Raw genomic sequence first — 23,629 nt, 5'->3', positions numbered from 1 at the left:
ATGATGAGTCGGATCGAAGAAGCCGACGTGTTGGACGACTACGCCGATTCGGTCCAGCCGTTGGCTGATGCACTGGTCGCCGATGCGGGCCGACGGCGGATGTTGCACGGTCATGCACTGGGACACGCACTGCATCCCCTGCTCAGCGACGCACCGATCGGCGCCTGGCTCAGCACCGCGGTGCTGGACGTGACCGGCGGCGCCCGCACCCGCCCCGCCGCCAGGCGACTGCTGGGCTTCGGCATCCTGGCAGCGCTGCCGACCGCGATCACCGGGTGGGCCGAGTGGGCCGGCACCGACACCCGCAGCCGGCGGGTGGGCCTGGTGCATGCCGGCGCCAACTCGGTGGCCCTCGGGCTGCACGCTGCCTCCTGGTTGCTGCGCCGCCGCGGTCGTCACGGTGCCGGTGTGATGCTCAGCATGCTCGCCAATGGCGCCCTGGCAGCCGCAGGTCAACTCGGGGGCCATCTGACGGTGGCCCGCAAGGTGGGGTCACGTCACGAGCATTTCGACCACGGCTGATCCGGTGGCGGTACCGGGCACTTCGATGCGACTAGCCTGTTCCTGCACATCGTTTCGCGGATGACGACGGCTGGAGCCCATCTTGGATGTCCCTTCTCAGAGCGTTCTCGCAGGTCAGGAGACCCTTGAGCCGCGGTACCCACTGGAAGCGGTCCTATGGGACATGGACGGCACCCTGATGGACTCCGAGCCGCACTGGCTCGCCGCTGAGCAGGAACTGTGCGCCGAACACGGGGGAACCTGGGATGAGTCCCTCGCCCTGGAACTGGTGGGGCTGCCCTTGTCGGTCTCGGCCCAGCACCTGCGCGAACGGGCCGGGATCCGCGGCACCACCGAGGAGATCGTGCAGACCCTGCTGGACCGGGTCACCCTCCGGGTCGCGGACGGCGGCATCCCATGGCGACCCGGGGCGGCCGAACTCCTGCACGAACTGCGCGCCCGGCGCGTGCCGTTGGCACTGGTCACGATGTCGTACGCGCAACTGGCCGACGTGTTCATCGACTCCCTGCCCGAGGGCACCTTCTCCGCCGTGGTCACCGGTGACACCGTCAGCAACGGAAAGCCGCACCCCGAGCCCTATCTCACTGCGATGGACCGGCTGGGCGTCAGCGCCGCCGGCTCGATCGCGATCGAGGACTCCGTCCCGGGGCTGACCGCCGCGCAGGCCTCAGGTGCCTGCACCATCGGGGTGCCGGCGCTGCTGCCCATCCCCGCCGCACCCGGGAGGGTCCTGCTGGACACCCTCGAGGGGGTCTCGGTACACCACCTGCGCCAGATCCTCACCGCCTGCCGGCAGCGCCGGTGAGGATGCCCGGAAGCACCAGGCGGGGATGAGACGCTCACGCACCCGGGGCTGGCGGATCGGGCGGATCGCGGGAACGCCGCTGATCCTCGCGCCCGGTTCGGTGGTGCTCGGGGCGGTGCTGTATGTGCTCTTCCTGCCCACGTTCCAGGCGCTGCTCGGCGACTCGCCGCGGACCTATCTCATCGCGGCGCTGCTGCCGGCGGGTCTGCTGGCTTCGATCCTGGTCCACGAGGTGGCTCATGGGCTCACCGCCCGGCTCTACGGGGTGCCCGTCACCGAGTACGTGCTCACCCTGTGGGGCGGGCACACCGCCTTCGACCACGGCCTGGACCGGCCGGGCCGCTCGGCTGTGGTCTCGGTGGCCGGCCCGGCCGCGAACGCCCTGATCGCCGGGCTCATGTGGATACCGATCACAGCGGGCCAGGGAAGCGCAGCCGATGTGATGCTCTCCGCGGTGGTGTACGTCAACGCCGTCCTGGCGGCGTTCAACCTGCTTCCGGGCCTACCGATGGACGGGGGCCGGATCCTGGAGGCTGCGGTCTGGAAACTCTCCGGCAACCGCGCCAGCGGCACGATGGTGGCCGCCCGTGGCGGCCAGGTGCTGGCCCTGGGGGTGGTCCTCTGGGGCATATGGCCGTTGCTGCTGGGCGCAGCCGGCACCTTCCGCCTGGTCTGGGCAGTGCTGATCGCCGGGGTGTTGTGGTTCGGTGCGCAGGCCGAGGTGCGCCGGGCCAAGGCCCAACGAGCCACCGCCGGGGTGGATTTCAGCGCCCTGGTGCAACCGGCGCTCGTGCTGCCCGAGACCACCAGCCTGACCGACTGGGACCGCGCCGGCGGGGGCCACACGGTGACCGTGCTGACCGCCGCCGACGGCGCCCCGACCGGACTGGTCCAGCACCAGGCCGCCGCTTCGGTGCCCGCGCCGTCCCGGCCGCGGACCACGCTCGGCGCCGTCTCGGTGCCGGTGCCCCCGGTGGCGGTGATCTCCACCACCCGCGGGAGTGAGGCGGTCGCCCAGGTCGCCAGGGCTGCACAGGCAGGTGCCGGCACGATCGTCGTGCTCGGCGCGCCGGCGAGCGGGCGGACCGGCATCCGCGGGGTGCTCGACGTAAAGCACGTCATCGACGCGCTGGGCGCGTAGACTCACCGGCCGTGAGCCACGACATCCCTACCGGAGCCCAGGTCCGCCGAGGCCTGCTGCGACCGGGCGACAAGGTGCAACTGACCGACCCCAAGGGACGGCTGAGCACCATCGTGCTCGAGACCGGCAAGGTCTTCCATACCCACCGGGGCTCCTTCGCCCACGACGAACTGATCGGTGCGCCCGAGGGCAGCGTGGTCACCACCAGTGGCGGGGTGGCCTACCTGGCGCTGCGACCCCTGCTGAGTGATTACGTGCTGTCCATGCCCCGTGGTGCCGCGGTGATCTACCCCAAGGACGCCGCGCAGATCGTCACCCAGGCCGACATCTACCCCGGGGCGTGCGTGGTGGAGGCCGGGGTGGGTTCGGGGGCGCTGACCTTGTCGCTGCTGCGGGCGGTGGGTGATCACGGTTCGCTGCTGTCGGTGGAGCGTCGCGCCGACTTCGCCGAGATCGCCCAGGGCAACGTGACCGACTTCTTCGCCGGTGACCACCCCGCGTGGGAACTGGCGGTGGGGGACCTGGCCGAGGTGTTGCCCGAGCGCGCCGAACCGGGCTCGGTGGACCGGATCCTGCTGGACATGCTGGCGCCGTGGGAGAACCTGGAGGTGTGCGCCGTCGCGCTCGCCCCCGGTGGGGTACTGCTGGCCTATGTGGCCACCGCCACCCAACTCTCCCGGCTGGCCGAGGACCTGAAGGCCGACGGGCGGTTCACCGAGCCGGTGGCCTGGGAGTCGATGGTGCGCGGCTGGCACCTGGAGGGCCTGGCGGTGCGGCCCGAGCACCGCATGATCGGCCACACCGGATTCCTGCTCACCACCAGGCGGATGGCACCGGGCACCCCGGCACCGCTGCGCCGTCGTCGTCCGGCGCCGGGGGCCTACTCCGAACCGGCGGCCGACTTCGACGAGGCCGATCTCTCCGCTGACCTGTCCGAGCGGGATATGAGCGCGAAGCGACTGCGCAAGATGCGCCGCGAGCAGCGCCGGCGTGCGGCCGCCGCCGACTCCCCGAACCCACCGGAAGAACGATCCGGTGCCGGGGCCGACCCAGCCCCTGATCAAGACCCAGCCCCTGATCAAGACCCAGCCCCTGATCAAGACCCAGCCCCTGATCAAGACCCAGCCCCCTGATCAGGGTGCGGCCACCAGGCCGACTCCGCTGCGACGTCGTCGTCGGTCCTGGCTTACAGTGGTGACCAGGAGGTTTCGATGCCCTCAGTGGACACCGGTGGGGCGCCCTCGGGGCGCGAGCGTGAACTGCGCCAGCAGGCGATCGACCTCGCCGGCAAGAACGAACGCCTGGTCGAGGCACTGAGCGCGGCGCGTTCCCAACTGGTGGAGTTGCGCACCCAACTGGAGGAGATGAGCAAGCCGCCGGGGTCCTATGCACTGTTCGTCCGCGCGCACTCCGACGGCACCGCCGATGTGATGTCCGCCGGCCGCAAGTTGCGGCTCGGCGTCTCACCCTCGGTGGCCCTGGAGGAGTTGACCCTGGGCCAGGAGGTGCAGCTGAACGAGGCGATGACCGTGGTCGGCGTCGGCGGGTTCGAGCCGGTCGGGGAACTGGTCACGGTCCGGGAGATGCTCGACGAGGACCGGGCTCTGGTGCTGGGCCGCTCCGATGAGGAGCGCGTGGTGCGACTGGCCGGGTCGCTGCAGGACGAGCACGTACGGGTGGGGGACACCCTGACCGTGGACGGGCGCACCGGGTTCGCCTTCGAGCGAATCCTGCGCTCGGACGTGGAGGACCTGGTGCTGGAGGAGGTCCCGGACGTGGACTACTCCGACATCGGTGGCCTGGCGGCCCAGATCGACCAGATCCGTGACGCCGTGGAGCTGCCGTTCGCCCACCCGGAACTGTTCCGCGAACACGGTCTCAAACCCCCCAAGGGGCTGTTGCTGTACGGCCCGCCCGGGTGCGGAAAGACCCTGATCGCCAAGGCGGTGGCCACCTCGCTGGCCAGGACCGCCACCGCCCAGGACGCCGAAACCGACGCCGCCGGTCGGGCGCGGTCCTACTTCCTCAACGTCAAGGGCCCCGAACTGCTGAACAAGTTCGTCGGGGAGACCGAGCGGCACATCCGCCTCATCTTCTCCCGGGCCCGGGAGAAGGCCTCCCAGGGGATCCCGGTGGTGGTGTTCTTCGATGAGATGGAGTCGCTGTTCCGTACCCGCGGCACCGGGGTGTCCTCGGACGTGGAGACCACGATCGTGCCCCAGTTGCTCAGCGAGATCGACGGTGTGGAACGGCTGGAGAACGTCATCGTGATCGGAGCCTCCAACCGGGAGGACATGATCGACCCGGCGATCCTGCGCCCCGGGCGGTTGGACGCGAAGGTCAAGATCGAACGACCCGACGCCGAGGCCGCGCGGGACATCTTCAGCAAGTACCTCACGGCCGACCTGCCGATTCACCCCGACGACCTGGCCGAGCACGACGGCAACGCGGACTGTGCGGTGGCGGCGATGATCGAGCAGGTGGTAGGCCGGATGTACGCCACCGAACCGCACAACCAGTTCCTCGAGGTCACCTACGCCAGCGGGGACAAGGAGATCTTGTACTTCAAGGACTTCAACTCCGGGGCGATGATCGCCAACGTGGTGGACCGGGCCAAGAAGAAGGCCATCAAGGACCTGCTCGCCTCCGGGGTGCGGGGCATCCGCGTGGAGCACCTGCTGGACGCCGCGCTGGAGGAGTTCAAGGAGAACGAGGATCTGCCCAACACCACCAACCCCGACGACTGGGCGCGGGTGTCGGGCAAGAAGGGTGAGCAGATCGTGTTCATCCGCACGATCGTGCAGCACAAGGGTTCACCCGAGGCCGGCCGCACCATCGAGTCCGTGCGCCCCACCGGCCAGTACCTCTAGCCGCGCAGCCGACCGGTGGGGCCACTTAGGCTGGGTGGGTGAGTGTGCGGCGGATCGTGGGCATGGAGACCGAGTTCGGCATCATGGGCGACAGTCCCGGGCTGAACCCGATGCTGATGTCGGCCCAGGTGGTCACCGCCTACGCCCGCCACGCGCTCCCGGAAGGCACCTCACCGCGGTGGGACTACTCCGATGAGGATCCGCTCAACGATGCCCGGGGCTGGCGGCTGGAGCGCGGGGCGGCCCATCCGAGCCAACTCACCGATACCCCTGGATCCGAGGCGAGCGGGGCCGCTTCGGCGGCACACTTGCCGGACATCCGGGAGCAGCGCCGCGGCGCGCCGGAGCCGGATCATGGGCTGGTGGCCAACGCCGTGCTGACCAATGGGGCCAGGTTCTATGTCGACCACGCCCATCCGGAGTACTCCGGACCCGAGACCATCGGACCGCTGGCAGCGCTGACCTGGGACCGGGCCGGCGACGAGATCGCGCTGCGAGCCAGCAGGTTGCTCGCCCAGATCCCCGGCATGCCCACTGTGACCCTGTACAAGAACAACACCGATGGCAAGGGTGCGAGCTACGGCACCCACGAGAACTACCTGGTGGACCGCCGGGTGCCCTTCGGTGACATCGTGGACTACCTCACCCCGTTCCTGGTGACCCGGCAGATCTTCTGCGGTGCGGGCCGGGTGGGCCTTGGTCAACATGGCGAGAACCCGGGTTACCAGATCTCCCAGCGGGCCGACTTCATCGAGGCGGAGGTCGGCCTGGAGACGACCCTGCGCCGCCCGATCATCAACACCAGGGACGAACCCCACGCCGATCCCCGCGACTACCGGCGCCTGCACGTGATCATCGGTGACGCAAACCTGGTCCAGGTGTCGAATTACCTGAAGCTCGGGACCACCGCGCTCCTGCTCTGGCTGCTGGAGACCGGGCAGGTCCCGCTAGAACTGTCCGCGCTCCGACTGGCCGACCCGGTCGCGGCGGTCCGCACGATCAGCCGGGACCTGACCCTGGGGGAGAAGGTGGACCTGGAGGATGGCCGCAGCATGACCGCGGTACAGATCCAGCAGATCTACGCGGACGTGATCGGGGCGGCGCTGCACGAGCGCGGCAGGGTCGATGAGCAGACCCGGGACGTCCTGCTGCGATGGCGCGAGGTGCTGTCCAGGCTGGCCACCGACCCGGCCCAGTGCGCCCGGGAGGTGGAGTGGGTGGCCAAACTCCGCCTGCTGGAGGGCATGCGCGCCCGCCGGGGGACGGACTGGGACGACCACCGCCTGGCCGCGATGGATCTGCAGTGGTCCGATCTACGCCCGGAGAAGGGCGTCTACGCCCGCCTCGCCGCAGCGGGGGGAGTGGAGATCCTGGTCGATGACCAGCAGGTGGAGCACGCCATCGCCAACCCTCCGTCGGACACCCGGGCCTACTTCCGCGGTGAGACGCTCCGGCGGTACGGCCCCCAGGTGGAGGCGGCGAACTGGGACGCGGTGGTCTTCGACCTGCCCGGCCGGGCACACCTGACGCGGGTGCCGACCTCCGACCCCTACCGGGGCAGTGCCGAGCACGTAGGTGATCTGCTGGCTGCGCACCCGCGGGCAGAGGATCTGATCGCCGCACTCGGCAATCCATGACGCCGGGGCGAGCCCGCGCGTCGTAGGATCGAGGCAACAGTTCTCCCGGCATAACTAGGAGGCATCGGTGGCCCGCCAGTTCGAGCAGAAGCGCCCGTCCGACCCGCCCGACGACGACGTACCCACTCCGGCCCCGACCGGCGCGGGTGCCCGCGCACAGGATGCCGAGGTCGATGCGCTCCTCGATGAGATCGATGAGGTGCTGGAGACCAACGCGGAGACGTTCGTTCGCGGCTTCGTGCAGAAGGGCGGCCAGTGACCGGCGCAGCCGGGGACCGGCTGCCGGCGGTCTACACCCGTCCGGGTAGCGCCTCGTTCACTGAATTCCTGGCTGAGGCGGCACCCGAACTCCTTCCCGGGCGACGCTATGCCGGGCAGGAACTGGACGTGGCTTCGCTACCGGCCCCCCACGCCACCACCATCGTCGCGCTGACCTACCCCGGTGGTGTGGTGATGGCCGGGGACCGGCGCGCCACGATGGGTTCCCAGATCTCGCACCGGCGGATGGAAAAGGTGTTCTCCGCCGACGAGTTCTCCGCGATCGGGATCGCCGGCACCGCCGGCCTCGCAGTGGAACTGGTGCGCCTGTTCCAACTCGAGTTGGAGCACTTCGAGAAGATCGAGGGTGCGCTGTTGTCGTTGGAGGGGAAGGCGAACCGGCTGGCCACGATGGTCCGTTCCAACCTCCCCCTGGCTCTGCAGGGTCTGGCCGCGATCCCGCTGTTCGGCGGCTACGACCAGGGCGAGGGGACCGGTCGGATCTTCTCCTACGACGTCGTCGGCGGGCGGTATGAGGAACGTGACTACCACGCCGTCGGATCCGGCGGGGTCTACGCCCGCGGTTCACTGAAGAAGCTCTGGCAACCCGACCTCGATCCCGACGCCGCGGTGCGTACCGCGCTGCGGGCCCTGGTCGACGCGGCGGATGACGACTCGGCAACGGCCGGCCCGGACCTGCTGCGCAAGATCTACCCGGTCGTGGTGCGCATCGACGTCGGGGGGTTCACCCGGATCCCGGCGCCGGACCTGGGCCGACACGCCGAGGAGATCAACGCCCGGCTCGCCGAGACCGAGGAAGGAGACCGGTCATGACGCAGGCGTACTACGTCTCCCCGGAACAACTGATGAAGGACCGGGCGGACTTCGCGCGCAAGGGCATCGCGCGCGGCCGCTCGGTGGTGGCACTGGGCTACGTCGGCGGGATCGCCTTCGTCACTGAGAACCCCTCCAGGGCATTGCACAAGATCTCCGAGATCTACGACCGGATCGCCTTCGCCGCGGTGGGCAAGTACAACGAGTTCGAGAACCTGCGGGTGGCCGGGATCCGCTACGCGGACCTGCGTGGCTACTCCTACGACCGCACCGACGTCAACGCCCGGGGCCTGGCCAACGCCTACGCGCAGAGCCTGGGGGCGGTGTTCACCACCGAGTCCAAGCCACTGGAGGTCGAGATCGCCGTCGCCGAGGTAGGCGCGGATCAGGACACCGACCAGATCTACCGGCTCTCCTACGACGGGTCGGTCAGCGACGAGCACGGCTTCGTGGTCATGGGTGGTGCGGCTGACCGGCTCGGCCGGATCGTGGCCGAGCAGTGGCGCACCGGCCTGGAGCTGAGCGAGGTGATGCGCCTGGCGGTGAGCGCCCTGGGCAGTCCGGATGCGGCGGTCGAGGAGGGCGGGAAACGGCGCCGGATACCCGCTACCGGCCTGGAAGCGGCCGTATTGGACCGGACTCGGCCCCGCCGGGCGTTCCGTCGGCTCGATGCGAGTGCCCTGGAATCGTTGCTGAACGAATGACCGCGCGCATCTTCGGCCTGGAGACCGAGTTCGGCATCACCTCGGACACCACCTCGGGACGCACGCCCTCGGCCGAGGAGATCGCCCGGTACCTGTTCCGCAAGGTAGTGGCCTGGGGCCGGTCGTCGAACGTGTTCCTGGGCAACGGTGCGCGCCTGTACCTCGATGTCGGGTCCCACCCCGAGTACGCCACGGCCGAGTGTGATGACCTCCGCCAGCTCCTCATTCAGGACAAGGCCGGCGAGCAGATCATGGTCGGGCTGTTGGCCGACGCCCAGGAACGGATGGCCGCCGACGGTATCGACGGCACCATCCACATGTTCAAGAACAACCTGGACTCGGCGGGGAACTCCTACGGGTGCCACGAGAACTACCTGATCCGGCGGCGCTCGGACTTCAGCCGTACCGCCCACGCGCTCATCCCGTTCCTCATCACCCGCCAGATCCTCACCGGCGCCGGGCATGTGCTGCCCGGGAGCGGTGGGGCCCGGTACTGCTTCTCCCAGCGCGCCGACCACATGTGGGAGGCGACCAGCTCGGCCACCACCAGGTCCCGCCCGATCATCAACACCCGGGACGAACCGCACGCCGACGCCGACCTGTACCGCCGCCTGCACGTGATCAGCGGGGACTCCTCGATGTCCCAGACCACCACGATGCTCAAGGTGGGCATGACCGACCTGATCCTGCGGATGCTGGAAGCCGGGGTGATCCTGCGTGACTTCACCTTCGCCAACCCGGTGCGGGCGATCCGCCAGATCTCCCACGACCTGACCGCCTCCACCCAGGTTCCGCTGGCGCACGGCACCACGGCCAGTGCCCTGGAAGTTCAGGAGTACTACCTGGAGCGCACCCGCACCTACCTGTCCGAGAGCGACCAGCACGGCCCCTACGACGGCTGGGTGCTGGACCTGTGGTCGCGTGGGCTGGAGGGGTTGCGCACCGGGAACCTCGAACCGGTTGAGACCGAACTTGACTGGGTGATCAAGAAACGGCTCCTGGACCGGTACCTGGCCGGGAAGGACCTGCCGCTGACCGACGCCCGGGTGAGCCGGCTGCTGCTGGCCTATCACGACATCTCACCGCGGCACGGGTTGTTCCCGAAACTCGAGGCCCGCGGCCTGGCCGCCACGATGGTCTCGGCGGAGGAGGTGGAGACGGCGACCACCACACCGCCGCAGACCACCCGGGCCAAGCTCCGGGGCGACTTCGTCCGTGCCGCAACGGAGCGCCGCCGGGACTTCACCGTGGATTGGGTGCACCTGAAACTGAACGACTACTCCGGCCGCACGGTGCTGTGCAAGGACCCGTTCCGCTCCTCCGATGAGCGGGTGGACCGGTTGATCGCCAGCATGGATGAGGCCCACCCGGGTCCGATGCCGGTGATCTGAGGCAGTGGCTCGGGAGCCGTAGACTCTGGATCTGTGTTGCCATCCCGCCGAACCGTCCTGAGTGCGCTGAGCCTGGCCACGCTCGGTGCGGCCGTGGCATGCCGGCAGGAACCGGATCCGGAGTCCGACGGCGAGGTCTGGGTTTCCGGGGTGTTCGGCATGATGCCCCGGGTCGACTTCGAGACGCCATTGAGCATTTCGGCGCCCTACACCGAGGAGATCATCACCGGCGAGGGAACCGAACTGCGCGATGCCGCCGCGGTGATGCTGTCCTACCTCGCCATCGACGCGGTGACCGGGGAGACGATCAGGGAGAACTACCAGGAGTCCCCGGAGATCATGGTGCTCGGTGAGGACGCCGGGGTGTTGCATGCCGAACTCCTCGGACGCACCGAGGGTTCGCGGTTGCTCCGGGTGGAACTGGGTACCCGGGAACGGCCCAACCCCACCGTGCTGGTGTACGACATCCGCCACACCACCGCCTGGGGCGAACCGGTTCCGGCACCCAAGAACGACGACCAGACCCCGCAGGTCGGTACCGACGACGACGGGATCCCCGTGGTGCAGGTACCTGATGCCGACCCACCGGCGGACCTGCAGGTGGTTCCGGTACTGCGTGGTGACGGCCCCCAGGTCCGCGACGGGCAGGCCGTCACGGTGCGCTACTCCACCTACTCCTGGAGCACCGGCGAGATCACCGACACCCTCTGGGGGGAGGGCATGCTGCCCACCACGATCCCCTTCACCGGCCTGATTCCGGCCTGGCAGAACGGGCTGGTCGATGAGCAGGTCGGATCCCGGTTGATCCTGGTAACGCCCCCGGAACTGGCGTTCGGCACCGAGGCGCTGGTGTTCCTCATCGATGTGCTCGCGGTCTCGGCGATGGAGGAGAACGGTGAGGACGCCGAGGACAGCGAGAACGGCGGCGAGGACGGCGGCAACGAGGAGGAGGACACCGGATGAGCGTGGCGCTACGGGTGATCCCGTGCCTGGATGTGGACCGCGGACGGGTGGTTAAGGGGGTGAACTTCGCCAATCTGCGCGATGCGGGCGACCCCATCGAACTCGCCAAGCGGTACGTGGCCGAGGGGGCTGACGAATTGACGTTCCTGGACATCTCGGCCTCCACCGAGGACCGGGCCACAACCGTGGACGTCGTCAGCACCACCGCAGAGGAGGTGTCGGTGCCGTTGACGGTCGGCGGTGGCGTGCGCACCGTCGCCGACGTGGATGCGCTGCTGCGCGCTGGAGCGGACAAGGTCGGGGTGAACACAGCCGCGATCCAGCGTCCGGAGTTGATCGAGGAGATCGCGCAGCGGTTCGGGTCCCAGGTGCTGGTGCTGAGCGTGGACGCCCGTCGGTCGCCCGAGGGGACCACGACCGGATCTGGGTTCGAGGTCACCACTCATGGCGGGCGGCGCGGCACCGGCATCGACGCGGTGTCCTGGGCGGTGCGGGCGGCCGAGTCAGGGGTGGGGGAGATCCTGTTGAACTCCATGGACGCCGACGGCACCACAACCGGATTCGACCTGGAGATGACGACGGCGGTGCGTGAGCGGGTCAGCGTCCCGCTGATCGCCTCCGGAGGCGCCGGCAGCGTCGAGGACTTCGTTGCGGTCGCCCACTGCGGAGTCGATGCGGTCCTGGCGGCCAGCGTCTTCCACTACGGCAGCCTCACGATCGGTCAGGTCAAGGAGGCCTTGGCCGGGGCCGGGTTCACCGTGCGTCGCTGACTGCAGATCACTGCTCACAGCGTCGGCTGCTGCGCTGCGACCGCGACGACGTCGACGTCGGCGTGCTCGGTGCGGCCGGTCAGGTACAGCGCGAGTTCCACCGGATCGCCGGTGACGGCGATGCTGTGCCGTGCGCGGCACACCACCGCCCTGGGTCCACCGGGCACCACCAGCACCATCCCGGTGCGGTCCCGGGCCTGGGTGGTCCTGCCTGCCCGGCGGACCTGCACCCATAGGGTAGACAACTGTTCCGGCGCCAGATTGCGCGGCTGAACCGGCCCGTCGGCGCGGCGGACATCCTCGTGATGCACCACGTACTCCAGCAGGTGGATAGCATCCCCGGCCAGTGCCATCGGGTTCCAGGCGGCAGGCTCGGCCAGGAACCGATCCAGCAATCCCTCGTAAGCCTCCGGATCGGCATGGGCCTCACCCAACTCCATGGTGCGGGTGCCCGCATCGGTCAGTCCGGGCAGGAGTCCGGCGAGGAACTGTCCCGGGCGGTGCAACCGCAGGTACAGGTGCGCGGCCAGGTGGCGGCTCCGCCACCCCTCGCACAGGGTGGGGGCGTCGGGGCCGACCGCCCGCAGTGTGTTCGCCAACTCGCGCTGCTCCCAGCGATACCAGTCCATCCCCTCACGATCGCACAACAGGACCCACGTCACAGTGTCGTTGTACATGGCGGTAGAGGGCGTGTGGGACGATGGTGCGCACATCACCATCGAGGAGCAGACCCCGTCATGGCAGGACCGCCTGAGGCAGCAACCTCTCGGGCGTACGCACTTCCCGGTGGCGCGCTGCGCCGCTCGCTGCTGCTGATCGGCCGGGGAATCGCGTCGCAGAAGCGCACGTTCGCCGTCGCTATCACCGCCAGCGCCGTCTACGGGGCCGCACTGGTGGGCTCGGGATGGGCACTTGGTCAGATCACCGACTCCGTGGTGGTACCGGCACTGTCCGGGTCCGCCGTCCCGACAGCCCGCATCTGGATCGCGGGTCTGGTGCTCCTCGGCATCGGCCTGGTCACCGCCCTGAGTGTGGCGCTCCGCCGCGTCTTCGCCGGGCGGGGCACCATGGATGTGCAGGCCGGTCACCGCCGCCTGGTCACCCGGCAGTATCTGCGCCTGCCGATGAGTTGGCACCGGCGGCACCCGGCTGGACAGTTGCTCTCCAACGCCAACGCCGACGCCGAGGCCGCCGGCGGGGTGTTCCAGGCCCTGCCGTTCGCGCTGGGCGTGCTGGTGATGATCGCCATCGCCTCGGCCGCGATGCTGATCGCTGATCCGGTCACGGGGCTGATCGGGGTGGCGGTGCTCCCGATGGTGCTGGTGCTCAACGCCGTCTACCGGCGCTTCGTCAACCCAGCCGTTACCGAGGTGCAGCATCAGCGAGCGGTGGTCGCCGACTCCGCGCACGAGAGCTTCGAGGCCGCCGCCGTCGTCAAGGCGCTGGGCACCGAGGCGCTGGAGGAGGAGCGGTTCGCCGCGGCAGCAGACGACCTGCGGGCTGCGAACGTGCGCGTCGGTCGGATCCGTTCGGTGTTCGATCCCGCGATCGAGTACCTGCCCGCCCTGGCCACGCTGGGGGTGCTGGCCGTGGGTGCGGTCCGGATCGAGGCAGGCCTGATGAACACCGGCGGGGTGGTCACCACCGCGTACCTGCTGACCATCCTGACTTTCCCGGTACGGGCCATCGGGTTCGTGCTCGGCGACCTGCCGCGGTCCCTGGTCGGGCACGCCCGGATCTCCCGGGTGGTGGACGCCCGCGGGTACCTGAGCGAGGGCACCGGGGTGCTCACCGCCGGTGGTGGGATGCACCTGTCCGCCGAGTGCGTGACCCTGACGGTGCCGCGCCGCGACGCGGACGGCTCGGCCGGCACCCAGGACCTGCTCAAGGACGTCTCCTTCACCGTCGAGCCCGGCCAGATCCTCGCGGTGGTCGGTTCCACGGGTTCGGGCAAGTCCACGCTGGTGGACCTGCTCGCCCGGCTCAGCGACCCCACCTCCGGGGTGGTGCGCTACGACGGTCTCGACGCCCGTGAGGTGTCCACCGCCCATCGCACCGGGGCGGTGGCCCTGGTGTCCCAGCAGGCTTTCGTGTTCGAGGACGCGGTCCGTAACAACGTCACCCTCGAACAGTCGTCGGCATGGACCGACGAGCACGTGTGGTCCGCTCTGGAAGTGGCACGCGCCGACGGGTTCATCAAGGACCTGCCCGAGGGCCTGGACACGGTGATCGGGGAGCGCGGCTCCAGCCTCTCCGGGGGGCAGCGCCAGCGCCTCGCGATCGCCCGCGCCCTGATCCGCCGCCCCCGGCTGCTGATCATGGACGATGCCACCTCCGCGGTGGACCCCATGGTGGAACAGCAGATCCTGCGCGGCCTGGGTGAGCGCGTGGGCGGTGTCAGCGTCGTGCTGGTGGCCTACCGCACCGCGAGCATCGCGATGGCCGACTCCGTGCTGCACCTCGAGCGCGGACAGGTGGTGGATCGGGGCACCCACGCCGAACTGCTCACCCGCGACGCCGGCTACCGCCAGATCGTCACCGCCTACCAGGTGCAACGCCAGGAGCGAGAGGGGGAGGGGGAGTGACCATGAGCGAGCAGAGATCCTCCGCACGCATCTCCGAAGCCTCCGAACTCGGGGTCTTCGGCACCGTCGCCGAAGGAATCCGACTCTCCCCGGCCATGCGCGTCGGAATCGGTTTCACCCTGGCCCTGGCCCTGGTGGCCACCGCAGGGCGCCTGATCGTGCCGCTGGCGGTGCAACGCACCACCGATGCCGGCATCCTGGCCCCGGGCGGGGTGGACGTGGGCCTGGTGATGCGCCTGTGCGCGATCGCCGCGGTTGGACTGCTGCTGACCGGAGCGTGCACCTCCTGGGTGAACTACCGGCTGTTCCGCGCAGCCGAGGGTGGCCTGGCCCAACTACGCGTTCGCGCCTTCCGGCACATCCACGATCTGTCCTCCCTGACCCAGAACACCGAGCGCCGCGGGTCGCTGGTCTCCCGGGTCACCTCGGATGTGGACACGATCTCCCTGTTCGTGCAGTGGGGCGGGTTGATGCTCATCCTGTCCTCGTTGCAGATCCTCGGGGCCACCGTGGTGATGCTGGTCTACTCCTGGCAACTCACCCTGCTCGTCTGGGCCGCGTTCGTGCCGATGATGCTGTTGGCGCCCCGGGCGCAGAAGGCGCTCTCCAAGGCCTACGGCGAGGTCCGGGTACGCGTCGGTGCGATGCTGGCGGCGGTCTCCGAGGCGGTCGTGGGTGCCTCCACCATCCGCGCCTACGGGGCGGGCGAGCGGACCAGGGGCCGGATCGAACAGGCCATCACCAGCCACCGCGACGCCGCGGTGCGCGCCCAGACCTACGCCTCGATCGCCTTCTCCTCCGGGGTGCTGCTGTCCTCGGTCGCGCTCGGCGGGGTCGTGGTGGCCGGGGTGTACCTGGGCCTGGACGGGGGCATCAGCATCGGTGTCCTGCTCGCGTTCCTGTTCCTGGTGCAGATCTTCGTGGGCCCGGTGCAGAGCGCCACCGAGGTGCTCAACGAACTACAGAACGCCGTGGCCGGGTGGCGGCGCGTGATCGCGATCGTGCACACCCCGCTGGATATCGATGAGCCTGCCGAACCCGCTCCGCTCGGGCCGCGCGGCCCGGCGGCCCTGAACTTCACCGACGTGAGTTTCGCCTATCCCGGTGGTGACCCCGTGCTGACCGGCATCAACTTGGACATTCCGGCTGGGGCCCGGGTGGCGATCGTGGGGGAGACCGGTTCGGGCAAGACCACCCTGGCCAAACTCCTCACCAGGTTCATGGATCCGGCCACCGGCACGGTGAGCCTGGACGGGGTGGACCTGCGCCGGATCGCGCTGGCCGATCTGCGCCAGCGGGTGGTGATCGTGCCCCAGGAGGGGTTCCTCTTCGACGGCACCATCGCCGAGAACGTCGCGTACGGACGCACCCGCGCCGGCGCCGAACAGGTCGCCGCCGCGATGAGGGACCTGGGCCTGGACGACTGGCTGGCCACCCTGCCGCACGGGGTGCACACCGACGTGGGCCAGCGGGGGGAGTCCCTGTCCGCCGGGGAGCGCCAGCTGGTCGCGATCGCCCGCGCCTACCTGGCCGATGCGGACGTGCTGATCCTGGATGAGGCGACCTCCGCCGTCGACCCTGCCACCGAGGCCCGGATCAGCCGGGCGCTGGCCTCCCTGACCGCCGGACGCACCTCGGTGGCCATCGCGCACCGGCTGTCCACCGCCGAGGCAGCCGATCTGGTGGTGGTGGTCGACGCCGGACGGATCGTGGAGTTCGGGCCGCACAACGAACTGGTGCAGGCCGGCGGCCGGTACGCCGACATGTACGCCTCCTGGGTGGTGCAGAGCAGTTGAGCGCGGGCGTGGAAGACCGCCGCGGGCGTGGGAGGATGACACCGTGCCTGAAGAATCCCCCGCAACGCTGGCGCCCGAGGTCGCCGCGCGATTGAAACGAGACGACCAGGGCCTGGTGGCCGCCGTCATCCAGGAGGAGAGCACCGCACGGGTGCTGATGGTCGGCTGGATGGACGATGAGGCCCTGCATCGCACCCTCACCTCCGGGCGGGTGACGTTCTGGTCCCGCTCCCGCGGTGAGTACTGGCGCAAGGGTGACACCTCGGGCAATGTCCAGGAAGTGCGCGGGGTGGAACTGGACTGTGACGGCGACGCGCTGCTGGTGCAGGTACGCCAGCACGGCCCGGCCTGTCACACCGGTACCCACAGCTGCTTCGACGCCGGCGGTGCACTCTCGGCGGTGCGGGCATGAACGCGCCCGCCCCGGGCACACCCAATTCGCCCACCGACCTGCCCTGGGGCCACACCTGGCCGACCCGGGAGGACTTCCTGACGATGGCTGCCGACCACCGAAGGGTGATCCCGGTGGTTCGCAGGCTGCTGGCCGACGACGTGACCCCGGTGGGCCTGTACCGCCGGCTCAGCGCGGGACGGGAGGGCACGTTCATCCTGGAGTCGGCCGGTGCCGACGGGGTCTGGTCGCGCTGGTCCTTCGTGGGCGTCCGGGCCCGGGCGGTACTGACGTGCCACCAGGGCCGGGCCCGTTGGCGCGGTGACGTCCCGGCCGGCATCCCCACCACCGGTCCGGTGCTCGAGGTGCTGCGTGAGGCGCTGGAGAAACTGCACACGCCCGCCATCGAGGGCCTGCCGCCGCTGACCGGCGGCCTCGTCGGCTCGATGGGCTGGGACGTGATCCATCAATGGGAGCCCTCATTGCCCGGGCACGCCCCGGACGAGCTCGACGTACCGGAGGTGTGCCTGGGCCTGGTCAGCGACCTCGCCGCCGTCGACCACGCCGGGGGGTCGGTGTGGTTGATCGCCAACGCGATCAACTTCGATGACACCGACGCCCGCGTCGAGGAGGCCTACGACGACGCCGTGGCTCGCCTGGACGCCATGCAGGAGGCCATGGTCGCGCCCGCGCCCGCCCAGCCACTGGTCACCGGTGACGCCGCCGTCGAGCCCGACCTCCGGTTCCGCACCCCCAAGGAGGACTTCCTCTCCGGGGTGCGCACCGCCAAGCAGGCGATCGTGGACGGGGAGGTCTTCCAGGTGGTGTTGTCCCAGCGACTCGACCTGGACAGCCCCGCCGACCCGCTGGACGTCTACCGGGTGCTGCGCACCATCAACCCCAGCCCGTACATGTACTACCTGCACCTGGCCGACACCGAAGGTGAGGACTTCTATGTGGTGGGCTCCTCCCCGGAGACGCTGGTGAAGGTCGAGGGCCGCGAGGTGACCGGGTTCCCGATCGCGGGGTCCAGGCCCAGGGGAGCCACCCCGGCGCAAGACAAGGAACTGGCCGAGGAACTGCTCGCCGACCCCAAGGAACGGTCCGAGCACATCATGCTGGTGGACCTGGCCCGCAACGACCTGGGCCGGGTGTGCCAACCCGGCACGGTCACCGTGGTGGAACTGATGCAGGTGCTGCGTTACAGCCACATCATGCACATGGCCTCCACCGTCACCGGGCATCTGCGGCCCGACGCCACGGCGCTGGAGGCCTTCACGGCCACCTTCCCGGCGGGGACCCTTTCCGGCGCGCCGAAGGCGCGGGCGATCGCGCTCATCGACGAGCTCGAGCCGGCGCGCCGCGGGATCTACGGGGGTGCGGTGGGCTATTTCGACTTCGCCGGGGACATGGACATGGCGATCGCGATCCGCACCGCCGTGATCAAGAACGGGCGGGCCACCGTGCAGGCCGGCGGTGGGATCGTGGCCGACTCCGACCCCGAGAGCGAGTACGTCGAGTCCCGGAACAAAGCGGCGGCGGCTGTCCGGGCGGTGCAGCGGGCCGCGGGGGTGCGCACCGTGGTGGCCGGGGCGAGGGAATGAGCCGCGGCCGGATGGTGCTGGTGCTGGTGCTGTTGGGCGCCGGCGCGTTCGGCCTGAGCCTGCTCACCTGGGTCGGTGCCGAGGCGGTGACGACGCTGGGCCCCCAGCCGGTGCGGGTCTCCGGTGCCGGAGCGGCGCCGGTGGTGCCCAGTGCGGCCCTGGTCGTGGTGGTCGCGGGACTGGCCGTGGGTCTGTCCGGCCCGGTGGTGCGGATCCTCGCACCGGCAGCGGCGGCCCTGGCGGCAGTGGTGGCCCTGATCGCCGGGATTGTGCTGATCGCCGACCCGGACCCGGCGGCGCGCTCGGCGGCCGGGGAGGTCGGCGGAGTCCGGGAGATCACGGGCGCGGCCGAACTGACCGTGTGGCCCTGGGTGGTGGTGGTGCTGCTGGCATCGACCGTCCTGGTGGCCCTGGTGTTGCCGTTCCGGGCCGGTACCTGGGCGCCGGCGGCGGCCAGGTATGAACGCGCTGTGGTGCGTCCCGAGGGTGCTGGGCCGGCCGGGACGCGCGCAAGCGGTGCTGCGACCGGACAGACCACTTCCCGGGCGGACTGGGATGCGCTCAGTAGTGGCCTGGATCCCAGCGCGACCGACGACGATGCGCATAGCGGGCATAGCGGGCATAGCGGGCACGACGAGCCCGGCGAGCGGGGCGCTGGGGGCGATGCCTCCGGTCGGGAGCGATAGGCTGTGTCCAGCCACATTCCAGGAGGATCTGCACCCATGTCGAACTCGTCCCAGTACCCGCCGTTGCCACCGTCCGAACCGCCGTCGCACGCCCCGCACGCCAACCACGGTGGGACACCGGCTGCTTGGGCGTTGATGGGTGTGTCGGCCGTGGGTGCGGTGATCGTGGCGATCGGGATCATCCTGCCGTCCACCCCGGTGATCCTGGCCGGCGTGATCGTGCTGGTGGTCGGTGCGGTGATCTCACTGGTGCTGCGCGGACTGGGGATGGGTCAACCGAGCCAGCCCGCGAGGCCGGACCCCGATGACGAGTTGGCGCACCTCCGCAGCCCCGGTCCGATCGCCGCCGAATCGCGCAAGTCCGACCTGCAGGGCGCCCCTCCCGAGGCACCGGAGGCTCACGACGGGAAGTCCCCGGCCGCCCAGGTCCAGTCCGCCGAGGGCGACGGGGGTGAGAACCGGGAGGCCAAGGCGCAGGACGCCGACAGGTAGTCCGACGCTCACGCGATCCCATCCGGAGGCGTCGGGTCGGGCCCACGGTCATCCACACGACCTCGGGCCCCTACGATGGGACCGGGAGGAGAGTGCAGCGTGACTGTTCTGGAGGAGATCGTGGCAGGGGTCCGTGAGGATCTCGCCGCACGCGAGGCCGACGTGAGCCTCGATGAGCTCAAGCAGCGCGCGTACGCGCGCCCCTCGGCCATGCAGGCCCGCGAGGTCATCGCCAAGACCGATGCCGTCACGGTGATCGCCGAGGTCAAGCGGTCCAGCCCGTCCAAGGGCTCCCTGGCGCCGATCGACGATCCGGCTAGACTGGCCGCTGAGTACGAGGCCGGGGGAGCATGCGTGATCAGCGTGCTCACCGAGTCCCGCCGGTTCGGTGGCTCCCTGGACGACCTGTCCGCAGTACGGGCCGTGGTGGACGTACCGGTTCTGCGCAAGGACTTCATCGTCACGCCCTACCAGGTGTGGGAGGCACGGGCCCACGGTGCCGACGTGGTGCTGCTGATCGTGGCGGCACTGGAGCAGAACGTGCTCACGGCCCTGACCGAGCGGATCCACTCGCTGGGAATGACCGCGTTGGTCGAGGCGCACACCGCCGAGGAGGTGGACCGCGCCGTGGACGCCGGGGCCGCGGTGCTGGGCATCAACGCCCGGAACCTGCACACCCTGGAGGTGGACCGGAACAGGTTCAACGAACTCGCCCCCCTGGTGCCCTCCGGCATCGTCAAGGTCGCGGCTTCGGGTGTGCGAGGGCCGCACGACGTGTTCGAGTACGCCCGCGCCGGTGCCGACGCGGTGCTGGTCGGGGAGGCGCTGGTGACCGGAGAAGATGCCCGGGCGGCGGTGGCGGACATGGTGGCCGCCGGTTCGCACCCGGCCCTGCGTGCGGTCCGGTCCCGATGACCCTGCGGGATCGCGCCGAGCAATTGCGCCTGGCCGTGGGCCCCTACTTCGGTGACTTCGGCGGCCGGTTCGTGGCCGAGGCTCTCATCGCCGCGCTGGACGACCTTTCCGCGGCCTGGGAGAAGGCCAGAACGGAGCCGGACTTCGCCGCCCGGTTGAACGCCCTGCACGCCGACTACACCGGCCGGCCGAGCCCGATCACCGAGGTGCCCCGGTTCGCCGAGCATGCCGGTGGAGTCCGGGTGCTGCTGAAGCGTGAGGACCTGAACCACACCGGCTCCCACAAGATCAACAACGTGCTCGGCCAGGCCCTGCTCACCGAGATGGTCGGCAAGAAGCGCATCATCGCCGAGACGGGCGCCGGGCAGCACGGTGTGGCCACGGCCACGGCGGCTGCCCTGTTCGGCCTGGAGTGCACGATCTACATGGGCGAGGAGGACACCCGGCGCCAGGCGTTGAACGTGGCCCGGATGCGCCTGCTCGGAGCGGAGGTCGTGCCGGTGCGCACCGGCACCCGCACCCTGAAGGACGCGATCAATGAGGCTTTCCGGGACTGGGTCACCAACGTCGAGACCACCAACTACGTCTTCGGAACGGTGGCGGGCCCGCACCCGTTCCCCACCATGGTGCGGGACCTGCAGAAGATCATCGGCACCGAGGCCCGGGCCCAGGTGCTGGAGCGCTACGGGATACTCCCCGATGCGGTCGTGGCCTGCGTAGGTGGCGGATCGAATGCGATGGGCATCTTCCACGCCTTCCTCGATGATGCTCAGGTTCGCCTGATCGGTTGCGAGGCGGCCGGTGACGGGGTGGACACCGACCGGCACGCTGCCACCATTACCAAGGGCTCACCGGGCGTCTTCCATGGCGCACACTCCTATCTGCTGCAGGACGCCGACGGTCAGACCCTGCCCTCGCATTCGATCTCGGCCGGGTTGGACTACCCGGGGGTTGGCCCGGAACATTCCTGGCTGGCCGATATCGGGCGTGCGCAGTACCGCCCCATCAGTGACACCGAGGCCATGGACGCCTTCGCGCTGTTGTGCCGCACCGAAGGCATCATCCCGGCGATCGAGAGCGCCCACGCGTTGGCCGGGGCGTTGCAACTGGGCCCTGAACTGGCCGAGGAGGCCGGCGACGGCTCCGAGGCCACCCTGCTGGTGAGCCTGTCCGGGCGTGGTGACAAGGATGTGGCCACCGCGGCCGACTGGTTCGGCCTGATCGATGAGGAGCCGGACGCCGAATGAGCGCCACCGCTGCTGTACTCGATGCCGCCCGGGCCGAGGGCCGGGCCGCACTGATGGTCTATCTGCCGGTGGGCTACCCGGACCTGGAGGGTTCGATCGCCGCGGCCAAGGCCGCGGTGGCGGCCGGGGCGGACATCATCGAACTCGGACTGCCCTACTCCGATCCGGGCATGGACGGGCCGGTCATCCAGCAGACCGTGCAAGCGGCCCTGGACTCCGGCACCCGCACCACCGACGTCCTGCACGCCGTCCGCGAGGTCGCCGCCACCGGCGCCCCCACGCTGGTGATGACGTACTACAACCCGGTGCTGCGGTACGGGCTGCGCGAGTTCGCGCGGGACCTTGCGGCCGCCGGGGGAGCGGGCCTGATCACCCCGGATCTCATTCCCGATGAGGCCCAGGAGTGGATCAGTGCGGCGCAGGAGCATGACCTGGACCGGGTGTTCCTGGTGGCGCCCAGTTCCACCACCGAGCGTCTGGCGATGACGGCGGCGGCGTGCCGCGGCTTCGTCTACGCCGCCTCCACCATGGGGGTGACGGGCGCCCGGGCCGAAGTCGGGGCGCGCGCGGCGGATCTCGTCGCGGCGACCCGCGCCGCCGGTGCGAGTCGGGTGTGTGTGGGCCTTGGGGTCTCCAACGGCGTGCAGGCAGCCCAGGTGGCGGCCTACGCCGACGGGGTGATCGTGGGTTCGGCACTGGTCCGCACCCTGGTCCGCACCGATGGTGACCGGGACGCGGGTCTTGCTGACCTGAGTGCGCTGACCGCTGAGCTAGCCGAGGGCGTGCGCGCGGCTGACCGGTCGACCGTGAGTCGGGAGCACTGATGGGCCAGTTGCTCGCCACCGCGGGTATCCCGAGTCCCGCTCAGGGGGTCTGGTACCTCGGGCCGTTGCCGTTGCGCGCCTACGCGCTGGCGATCTTGACCGGGATCCTGCTCGCGAGCATCATCACCATCCGGCGATACCGGGCCAGGGGCGGCCCGGACGGGGCGTTCGCGGACATGCTGATCGTCGCCGTCCCGGCGGGCATCATCGGTGCCCGGATCTACCACGTGCTCACCCATTACCCCTCCTACTTCGGGCCCGGTGCGGACCCGCTGGAGGCGCTGTACATCTGGCGCGGGGGTCTGGCGATCATCGGTGCCATCGCCCTGGGCACCCTGGCCGGCTGGCTGGTACTGCGTCGCAAGGGCCTGCGCCTGGCCCCGATGGCCGATGCCATCGCGCCGGCGCTGCTGGTCGCCCAGGCGGTGGGCCGGCTGGGCAACTACTTCAACCAGGAGCTCTTCGGTGGTCCCACCGATCTGCCGTGGGGCCTGCAGATCGACGGGCACATCCTGGCCGCGCACGGCCTCGAGGCGGGCACGCTGGTTCACCCGACGTTCCTGTACGAACTCATCTGGAACCTGTTCATGGCGGCGCTGCTGGTGCTGTTGGACCGGCGTCTGCGGCTCGGCGGTGGCCAGGTGTTCGCCCTGTATGTGCTGATGTACGCCTCGGGGCGGTTCTGGATCGAGGGGCTGCGGATGGACCCGGCCCTGGAGTTCGCCGGTATCCGGCTGAACGCCTGGGCTGCCCTCGGCCTGGCGGCGGCGGCGCTGATCGCGTTCGTGGTACTGCGCAGGCGGGGCTCCCACCAGGACACGAGTGTGTGGCTGCCGGGGCGCGAGCCCGCGGACGAAGAGGTGGGCGAGGGCCACGACGACGAGGCATCCGGCGACCGCAAGCCGGCTCACCACGACGAGGCACCCGGTGACGGCGAGTCGTCACCCGGCGACGAGGCACCCGGTGACGGCGGGTCGACAGACGACGACACCGCGGCGGGGACGAGCCCCGGTCGGGGCACGGGGGCGCACATCGACCCCGATGCCTCCACGATCGATCCGGAGGACGTGGGTAGGGCCTAGTGACCCTTCACGGCTTGACAGCATAGGTACTGTAAATCCGTTATGGGCTTATCTTGCCCAACCTTCAAGCGTCGGTAAAGTCCACCAGATGATCTGACCTGGTGGCGGCAAG

At 70.0% G+C, this 23,629-nt stretch carries 23 protein-coding genes; 22 read left to right on the top strand and 1 reads right to left on the bottom strand.

Annotation, left to right across the window (positions count from 1 at the left end; genetic code table 11):
• The first annotated feature begins 3 nt into the window (after positions 1-3).
• The 12 genes from ACO0LV_RS17225 (at position 4) to hisF (ending at position 11,895) form a co-directional block, all read left to right on the top strand.
• Positions 4-522, top strand: coding sequence for a DUF2231 domain-containing protein (locus tag ACO0LV_RS17225; protein WP_424789157.1), 519 nt, complete (start codon positions 4-6; stop codon positions 520-522).
• Between the two features lie 82 nt (positions 523-604).
• Positions 605-1,327 carry an HAD family hydrolase gene (locus ACO0LV_RS17220; protein ID WP_424789156.1) on the top strand — a complete coding sequence of 241 codons (723 nt, stop codon included), beginning with the start codon at positions 605-607 and terminating at the stop codon, positions 1,325-1,327.
• Between the two features lie 25 nt (positions 1,328-1,352).
• The gene (locus ACO0LV_RS17215) at positions 1,353-2,468 is read left to right on the top strand and encodes a site-2 protease family protein (RefSeq protein ID WP_424789155.1); all 1,116 of its coding nucleotides are present in this window, start codon (positions 1,353-1,355) and stop codon (positions 2,466-2,468) included.
• Positions 2,469-2,479: 11 nt separating this feature from the next.
• Positions 2,480-3,601 (top strand): tRNA (adenine-N1)-methyltransferase, encoded by a 1,122-nt coding sequence (locus ACO0LV_RS17210; RefSeq protein WP_424789154.1) that lies wholly within the window; start codon positions 2,480-2,482, stop codon positions 3,599-3,601.
• Between the two features lie 78 nt (positions 3,602-3,679).
• Entirely contained in the window at positions 3,680-5,338 is a 1,659-nt protein-coding gene (gene arc, locus ACO0LV_RS17205; protein ID WP_424789153.1) for a proteasome ATPase, read from the top strand.
• A 38-nt stretch (positions 5,339-5,376) separates the two neighbouring features.
• Complete coding sequence (gene dop / locus ACO0LV_RS17200) at positions 5,377-6,975, top strand: depupylase/deamidase Dop (RefSeq protein WP_424789152.1); 1,599 nt, start codon at positions 5,377-5,379, stop codon at positions 6,973-6,975.
• A gap of 67 nt (positions 6,976-7,042) precedes the next feature.
• Positions 7,043-7,234 (top strand): ubiquitin-like protein Pup, encoded by a 192-nt coding sequence (locus ACO0LV_RS17195; protein ID WP_424789151.1) that lies wholly within the window; start codon positions 7,043-7,045, stop codon positions 7,232-7,234.
• Positions 7,231-8,067, top strand: a complete 837-nt coding sequence (prcB, locus tag ACO0LV_RS17190) for a proteasome subunit beta (protein WP_424789150.1) — start codon at positions 7,231-7,233, stop codon at positions 8,065-8,067. The genes ACO0LV_RS17195 and prcB overlap by 4 nt, the downstream gene beginning before the upstream one ends.
• Entirely contained in the window at positions 8,064-8,771 is a 708-nt protein-coding gene (gene prcA / locus ACO0LV_RS17185; protein ID WP_424789149.1) for a proteasome subunit alpha, read from the top strand. Before prcB ends, prcA begins: the two co-directional genes overlap by 4 nt.
• Positions 8,768-10,162, top strand: coding sequence for a Pup--protein ligase (gene pafA, locus ACO0LV_RS17180; protein ID WP_424789148.1), 1,395 nt, complete (start codon positions 8,768-8,770; stop codon positions 10,160-10,162). Before prcA ends, pafA begins: the two co-directional genes overlap by 4 nt.
• 33 nt (positions 10,163-10,195) lie before the next feature.
• Positions 10,196-11,125, top strand: a complete 930-nt coding sequence (locus ACO0LV_RS17175; RefSeq protein ID WP_424789147.1) for an FKBP-type peptidyl-prolyl cis-trans isomerase — start codon at positions 10,196-10,198, stop codon at positions 11,123-11,125.
• The gene (gene hisF / locus ACO0LV_RS17170; protein ID WP_424789146.1) at positions 11,122-11,895 is read left to right on the top strand and encodes an imidazole glycerol phosphate synthase subunit HisF; all 774 of its coding nucleotides are present in this window, start codon (positions 11,122-11,124) and stop codon (positions 11,893-11,895) included. Before ACO0LV_RS17175 ends, hisF begins: the two co-directional genes overlap by 4 nt.
• Before the next feature lie 14 nt (positions 11,896-11,909).
• Here the strand turns inward: hisF and ACO0LV_RS17165 are convergent, their stop codons facing one another.
• Positions 11,910-12,557 (bottom strand): TIGR03085 family metal-binding protein, encoded by a 648-nt coding sequence (locus tag ACO0LV_RS17165; RefSeq protein WP_424789145.1) that lies wholly within the window; start codon positions 12,555-12,557, stop codon positions 11,910-11,912.
• Positions 12,558-12,632: 75 nt separating this feature from the next.
• Here ACO0LV_RS17165 and ACO0LV_RS17160 point away from each other — a divergent pair, with 75 nt between their 5' ends.
• The 10 genes from ACO0LV_RS17160 (at position 12,633) to lgt (ending at position 23,517) form a co-directional block, all read left to right on the top strand.
• Positions 12,633-14,480: an ABC transporter ATP-binding protein gene (locus ACO0LV_RS17160; RefSeq protein WP_424789144.1), complete on the top strand. Its 1,848-nt coding sequence runs from the start codon at positions 12,633-12,635 to the stop codon at positions 14,478-14,480.
• A 2-nt stretch (positions 14,481-14,482) separates the two neighbouring features.
• Positions 14,483-16,276: an ABC transporter ATP-binding protein gene (locus ACO0LV_RS17155; RefSeq protein WP_424789143.1), complete on the top strand. Its 1,794-nt coding sequence runs from the start codon at positions 14,483-14,485 to the stop codon at positions 16,274-16,276.
• 43 nt (positions 16,277-16,319) lie between these two features.
• Positions 16,320-16,688, top strand: coding sequence for a phosphoribosyl-AMP cyclohydrolase (gene hisI, locus ACO0LV_RS17150; protein WP_424789142.1), 369 nt, complete (start codon positions 16,320-16,322; stop codon positions 16,686-16,688).
• The gene (locus ACO0LV_RS17145) at positions 16,685-18,271 is read left to right on the top strand and encodes an anthranilate synthase component I (RefSeq protein WP_424789141.1); all 1,587 of its coding nucleotides are present in this window, start codon (positions 16,685-16,687) and stop codon (positions 18,269-18,271) included. Before hisI ends, ACO0LV_RS17145 begins: the two co-directional genes overlap by 4 nt.
• Positions 18,268-18,957 carry a Trp biosynthesis-associated membrane protein gene (locus tag ACO0LV_RS17140; protein WP_424789140.1) on the top strand — a complete coding sequence of 230 codons (690 nt, stop codon included), beginning with the start codon at positions 18,268-18,270 and terminating at the stop codon, positions 18,955-18,957. Before ACO0LV_RS17145 ends, ACO0LV_RS17140 begins: the two co-directional genes overlap by 4 nt.
• Positions 18,958-18,993: 36 nt before the next feature.
• Entirely contained in the window at positions 18,994-19,449 is a 456-nt protein-coding gene (locus tag ACO0LV_RS17135) for an HGxxPAAW family protein (protein ID WP_424789139.1), read from the top strand.
• A 99-nt stretch (positions 19,450-19,548) separates the two neighbouring features.
• Positions 19,549-20,364 (top strand): indole-3-glycerol phosphate synthase TrpC, encoded by an 816-nt coding sequence (gene trpC, locus ACO0LV_RS17130; protein ID WP_424789138.1) that lies wholly within the window; start codon positions 19,549-19,551, stop codon positions 20,362-20,364.
• Positions 20,361-21,611, top strand: coding sequence for a tryptophan synthase subunit beta (gene trpB, locus ACO0LV_RS17125; protein ID WP_424789137.1), 1,251 nt, complete (start codon positions 20,361-20,363; stop codon positions 21,609-21,611). Before trpC ends, trpB begins: the two co-directional genes overlap by 4 nt.
• Positions 21,608-22,435, top strand: a complete 828-nt coding sequence (trpA, locus tag ACO0LV_RS17120) for a tryptophan synthase subunit alpha (RefSeq protein ID WP_424789136.1) — start codon at positions 21,608-21,610, stop codon at positions 22,433-22,435. The genes trpB and trpA overlap by 4 nt, the downstream gene beginning before the upstream one ends.
• The gene (lgt, locus tag ACO0LV_RS17115) at positions 22,435-23,517 is read left to right on the top strand and encodes a prolipoprotein diacylglyceryl transferase (RefSeq protein ID WP_424789135.1); all 1,083 of its coding nucleotides are present in this window, start codon (positions 22,435-22,437) and stop codon (positions 23,515-23,517) included. The genes trpA and lgt overlap by 1 nt, the downstream gene beginning before the upstream one ends.
• The last annotated feature ends 112 nt before the right edge of the window (positions 23,518-23,629 follow it).

It is taken from the genome of Pseudactinotalea sp. Z1739 (assembly GCF_049725055.1).
Classification (GTDB): domain Bacteria; phylum Actinomycetota; class Actinomycetes; order Actinomycetales; family Beutenbergiaceae; genus CALKWS01.
Note: the sequence above shows the minus strand (reverse complement) of the source record. Positions and strands in the feature narration are given on the sequence as shown.

Excerpts from the sequence above, each read along its gene's own strand:
- ACO0LV_RS17160 (WP_424789144.1), top strand. The coding sequence starts at position 12,633 with ATGGCAGGACCGCCTGAGGCAGCAACCTCTCGGGCGTACGCACTTCCC.
- ACO0LV_RS17215 (WP_424789155.1), top strand. The coding sequence starts at position 1,353 with ATGAGACGCTCACGCACCCGGGGCTGGCGGATCGGGCGGATCGCGGGA.
- ACO0LV_RS17155 (WP_424789143.1), top strand. The coding sequence starts at position 14,483 with ATGAGCGAGCAGAGATCCTCCGCACGCATCTCCGAAGCCTCCGAACTC.
- trpA (WP_424789136.1), top strand. The coding sequence starts at position 21,608 with ATGAGCGCCACCGCTGCTGTACTCGATGCCGCCCGGGCCGAGGGCCGG.
- ACO0LV_RS17135 (WP_424789139.1), top strand. The coding sequence starts at position 18,994 with ATGTCGAACTCGTCCCAGTACCCGCCGTTGCCACCGTCCGAACCGCCG.
- arc (WP_424789153.1), top strand. The coding sequence starts at position 3,680 with ATGCCCTCAGTGGACACCGGTGGGGCGCCCTCGGGGCGCGAGCGTGAA.
- hisF (WP_424789146.1), top strand. The coding sequence starts at position 11,122 with ATGAGCGTGGCGCTACGGGTGATCCCGTGCCTGGATGTGGACCGCGGA.
- ACO0LV_RS17140 (WP_424789140.1), top strand. The coding sequence starts at position 18,268 with ATGAGCCGCGGCCGGATGGTGCTGGTGCTGGTGCTGTTGGGCGCCGGC.
- pafA (WP_424789148.1), top strand. The coding sequence starts at position 8,768 with ATGACCGCGCGCATCTTCGGCCTGGAGACCGAGTTCGGCATCACCTCG.
- ACO0LV_RS17225 (WP_424789157.1), top strand. The coding sequence starts at position 4 with ATGAGTCGGATCGAAGAAGCCGACGTGTTGGACGACTACGCCGATTCG.
- prcA (WP_424789149.1), top strand. The coding sequence starts at position 8,064 with ATGACGCAGGCGTACTACGTCTCCCCGGAACAACTGATGAAGGACCGG.
- trpB (WP_424789137.1), top strand. The coding sequence starts at position 20,361 with ATGACCCTGCGGGATCGCGCCGAGCAATTGCGCCTGGCCGTGGGCCCC.
- ACO0LV_RS17145 (WP_424789141.1), top strand. The coding sequence starts at position 16,685 with ATGAACGCGCCCGCCCCGGGCACACCCAATTCGCCCACCGACCTGCCC.
- lgt (WP_424789135.1), top strand. The coding sequence starts at position 22,435 with ATGGGCCAGTTGCTCGCCACCGCGGGTATCCCGAGTCCCGCTCAGGGG.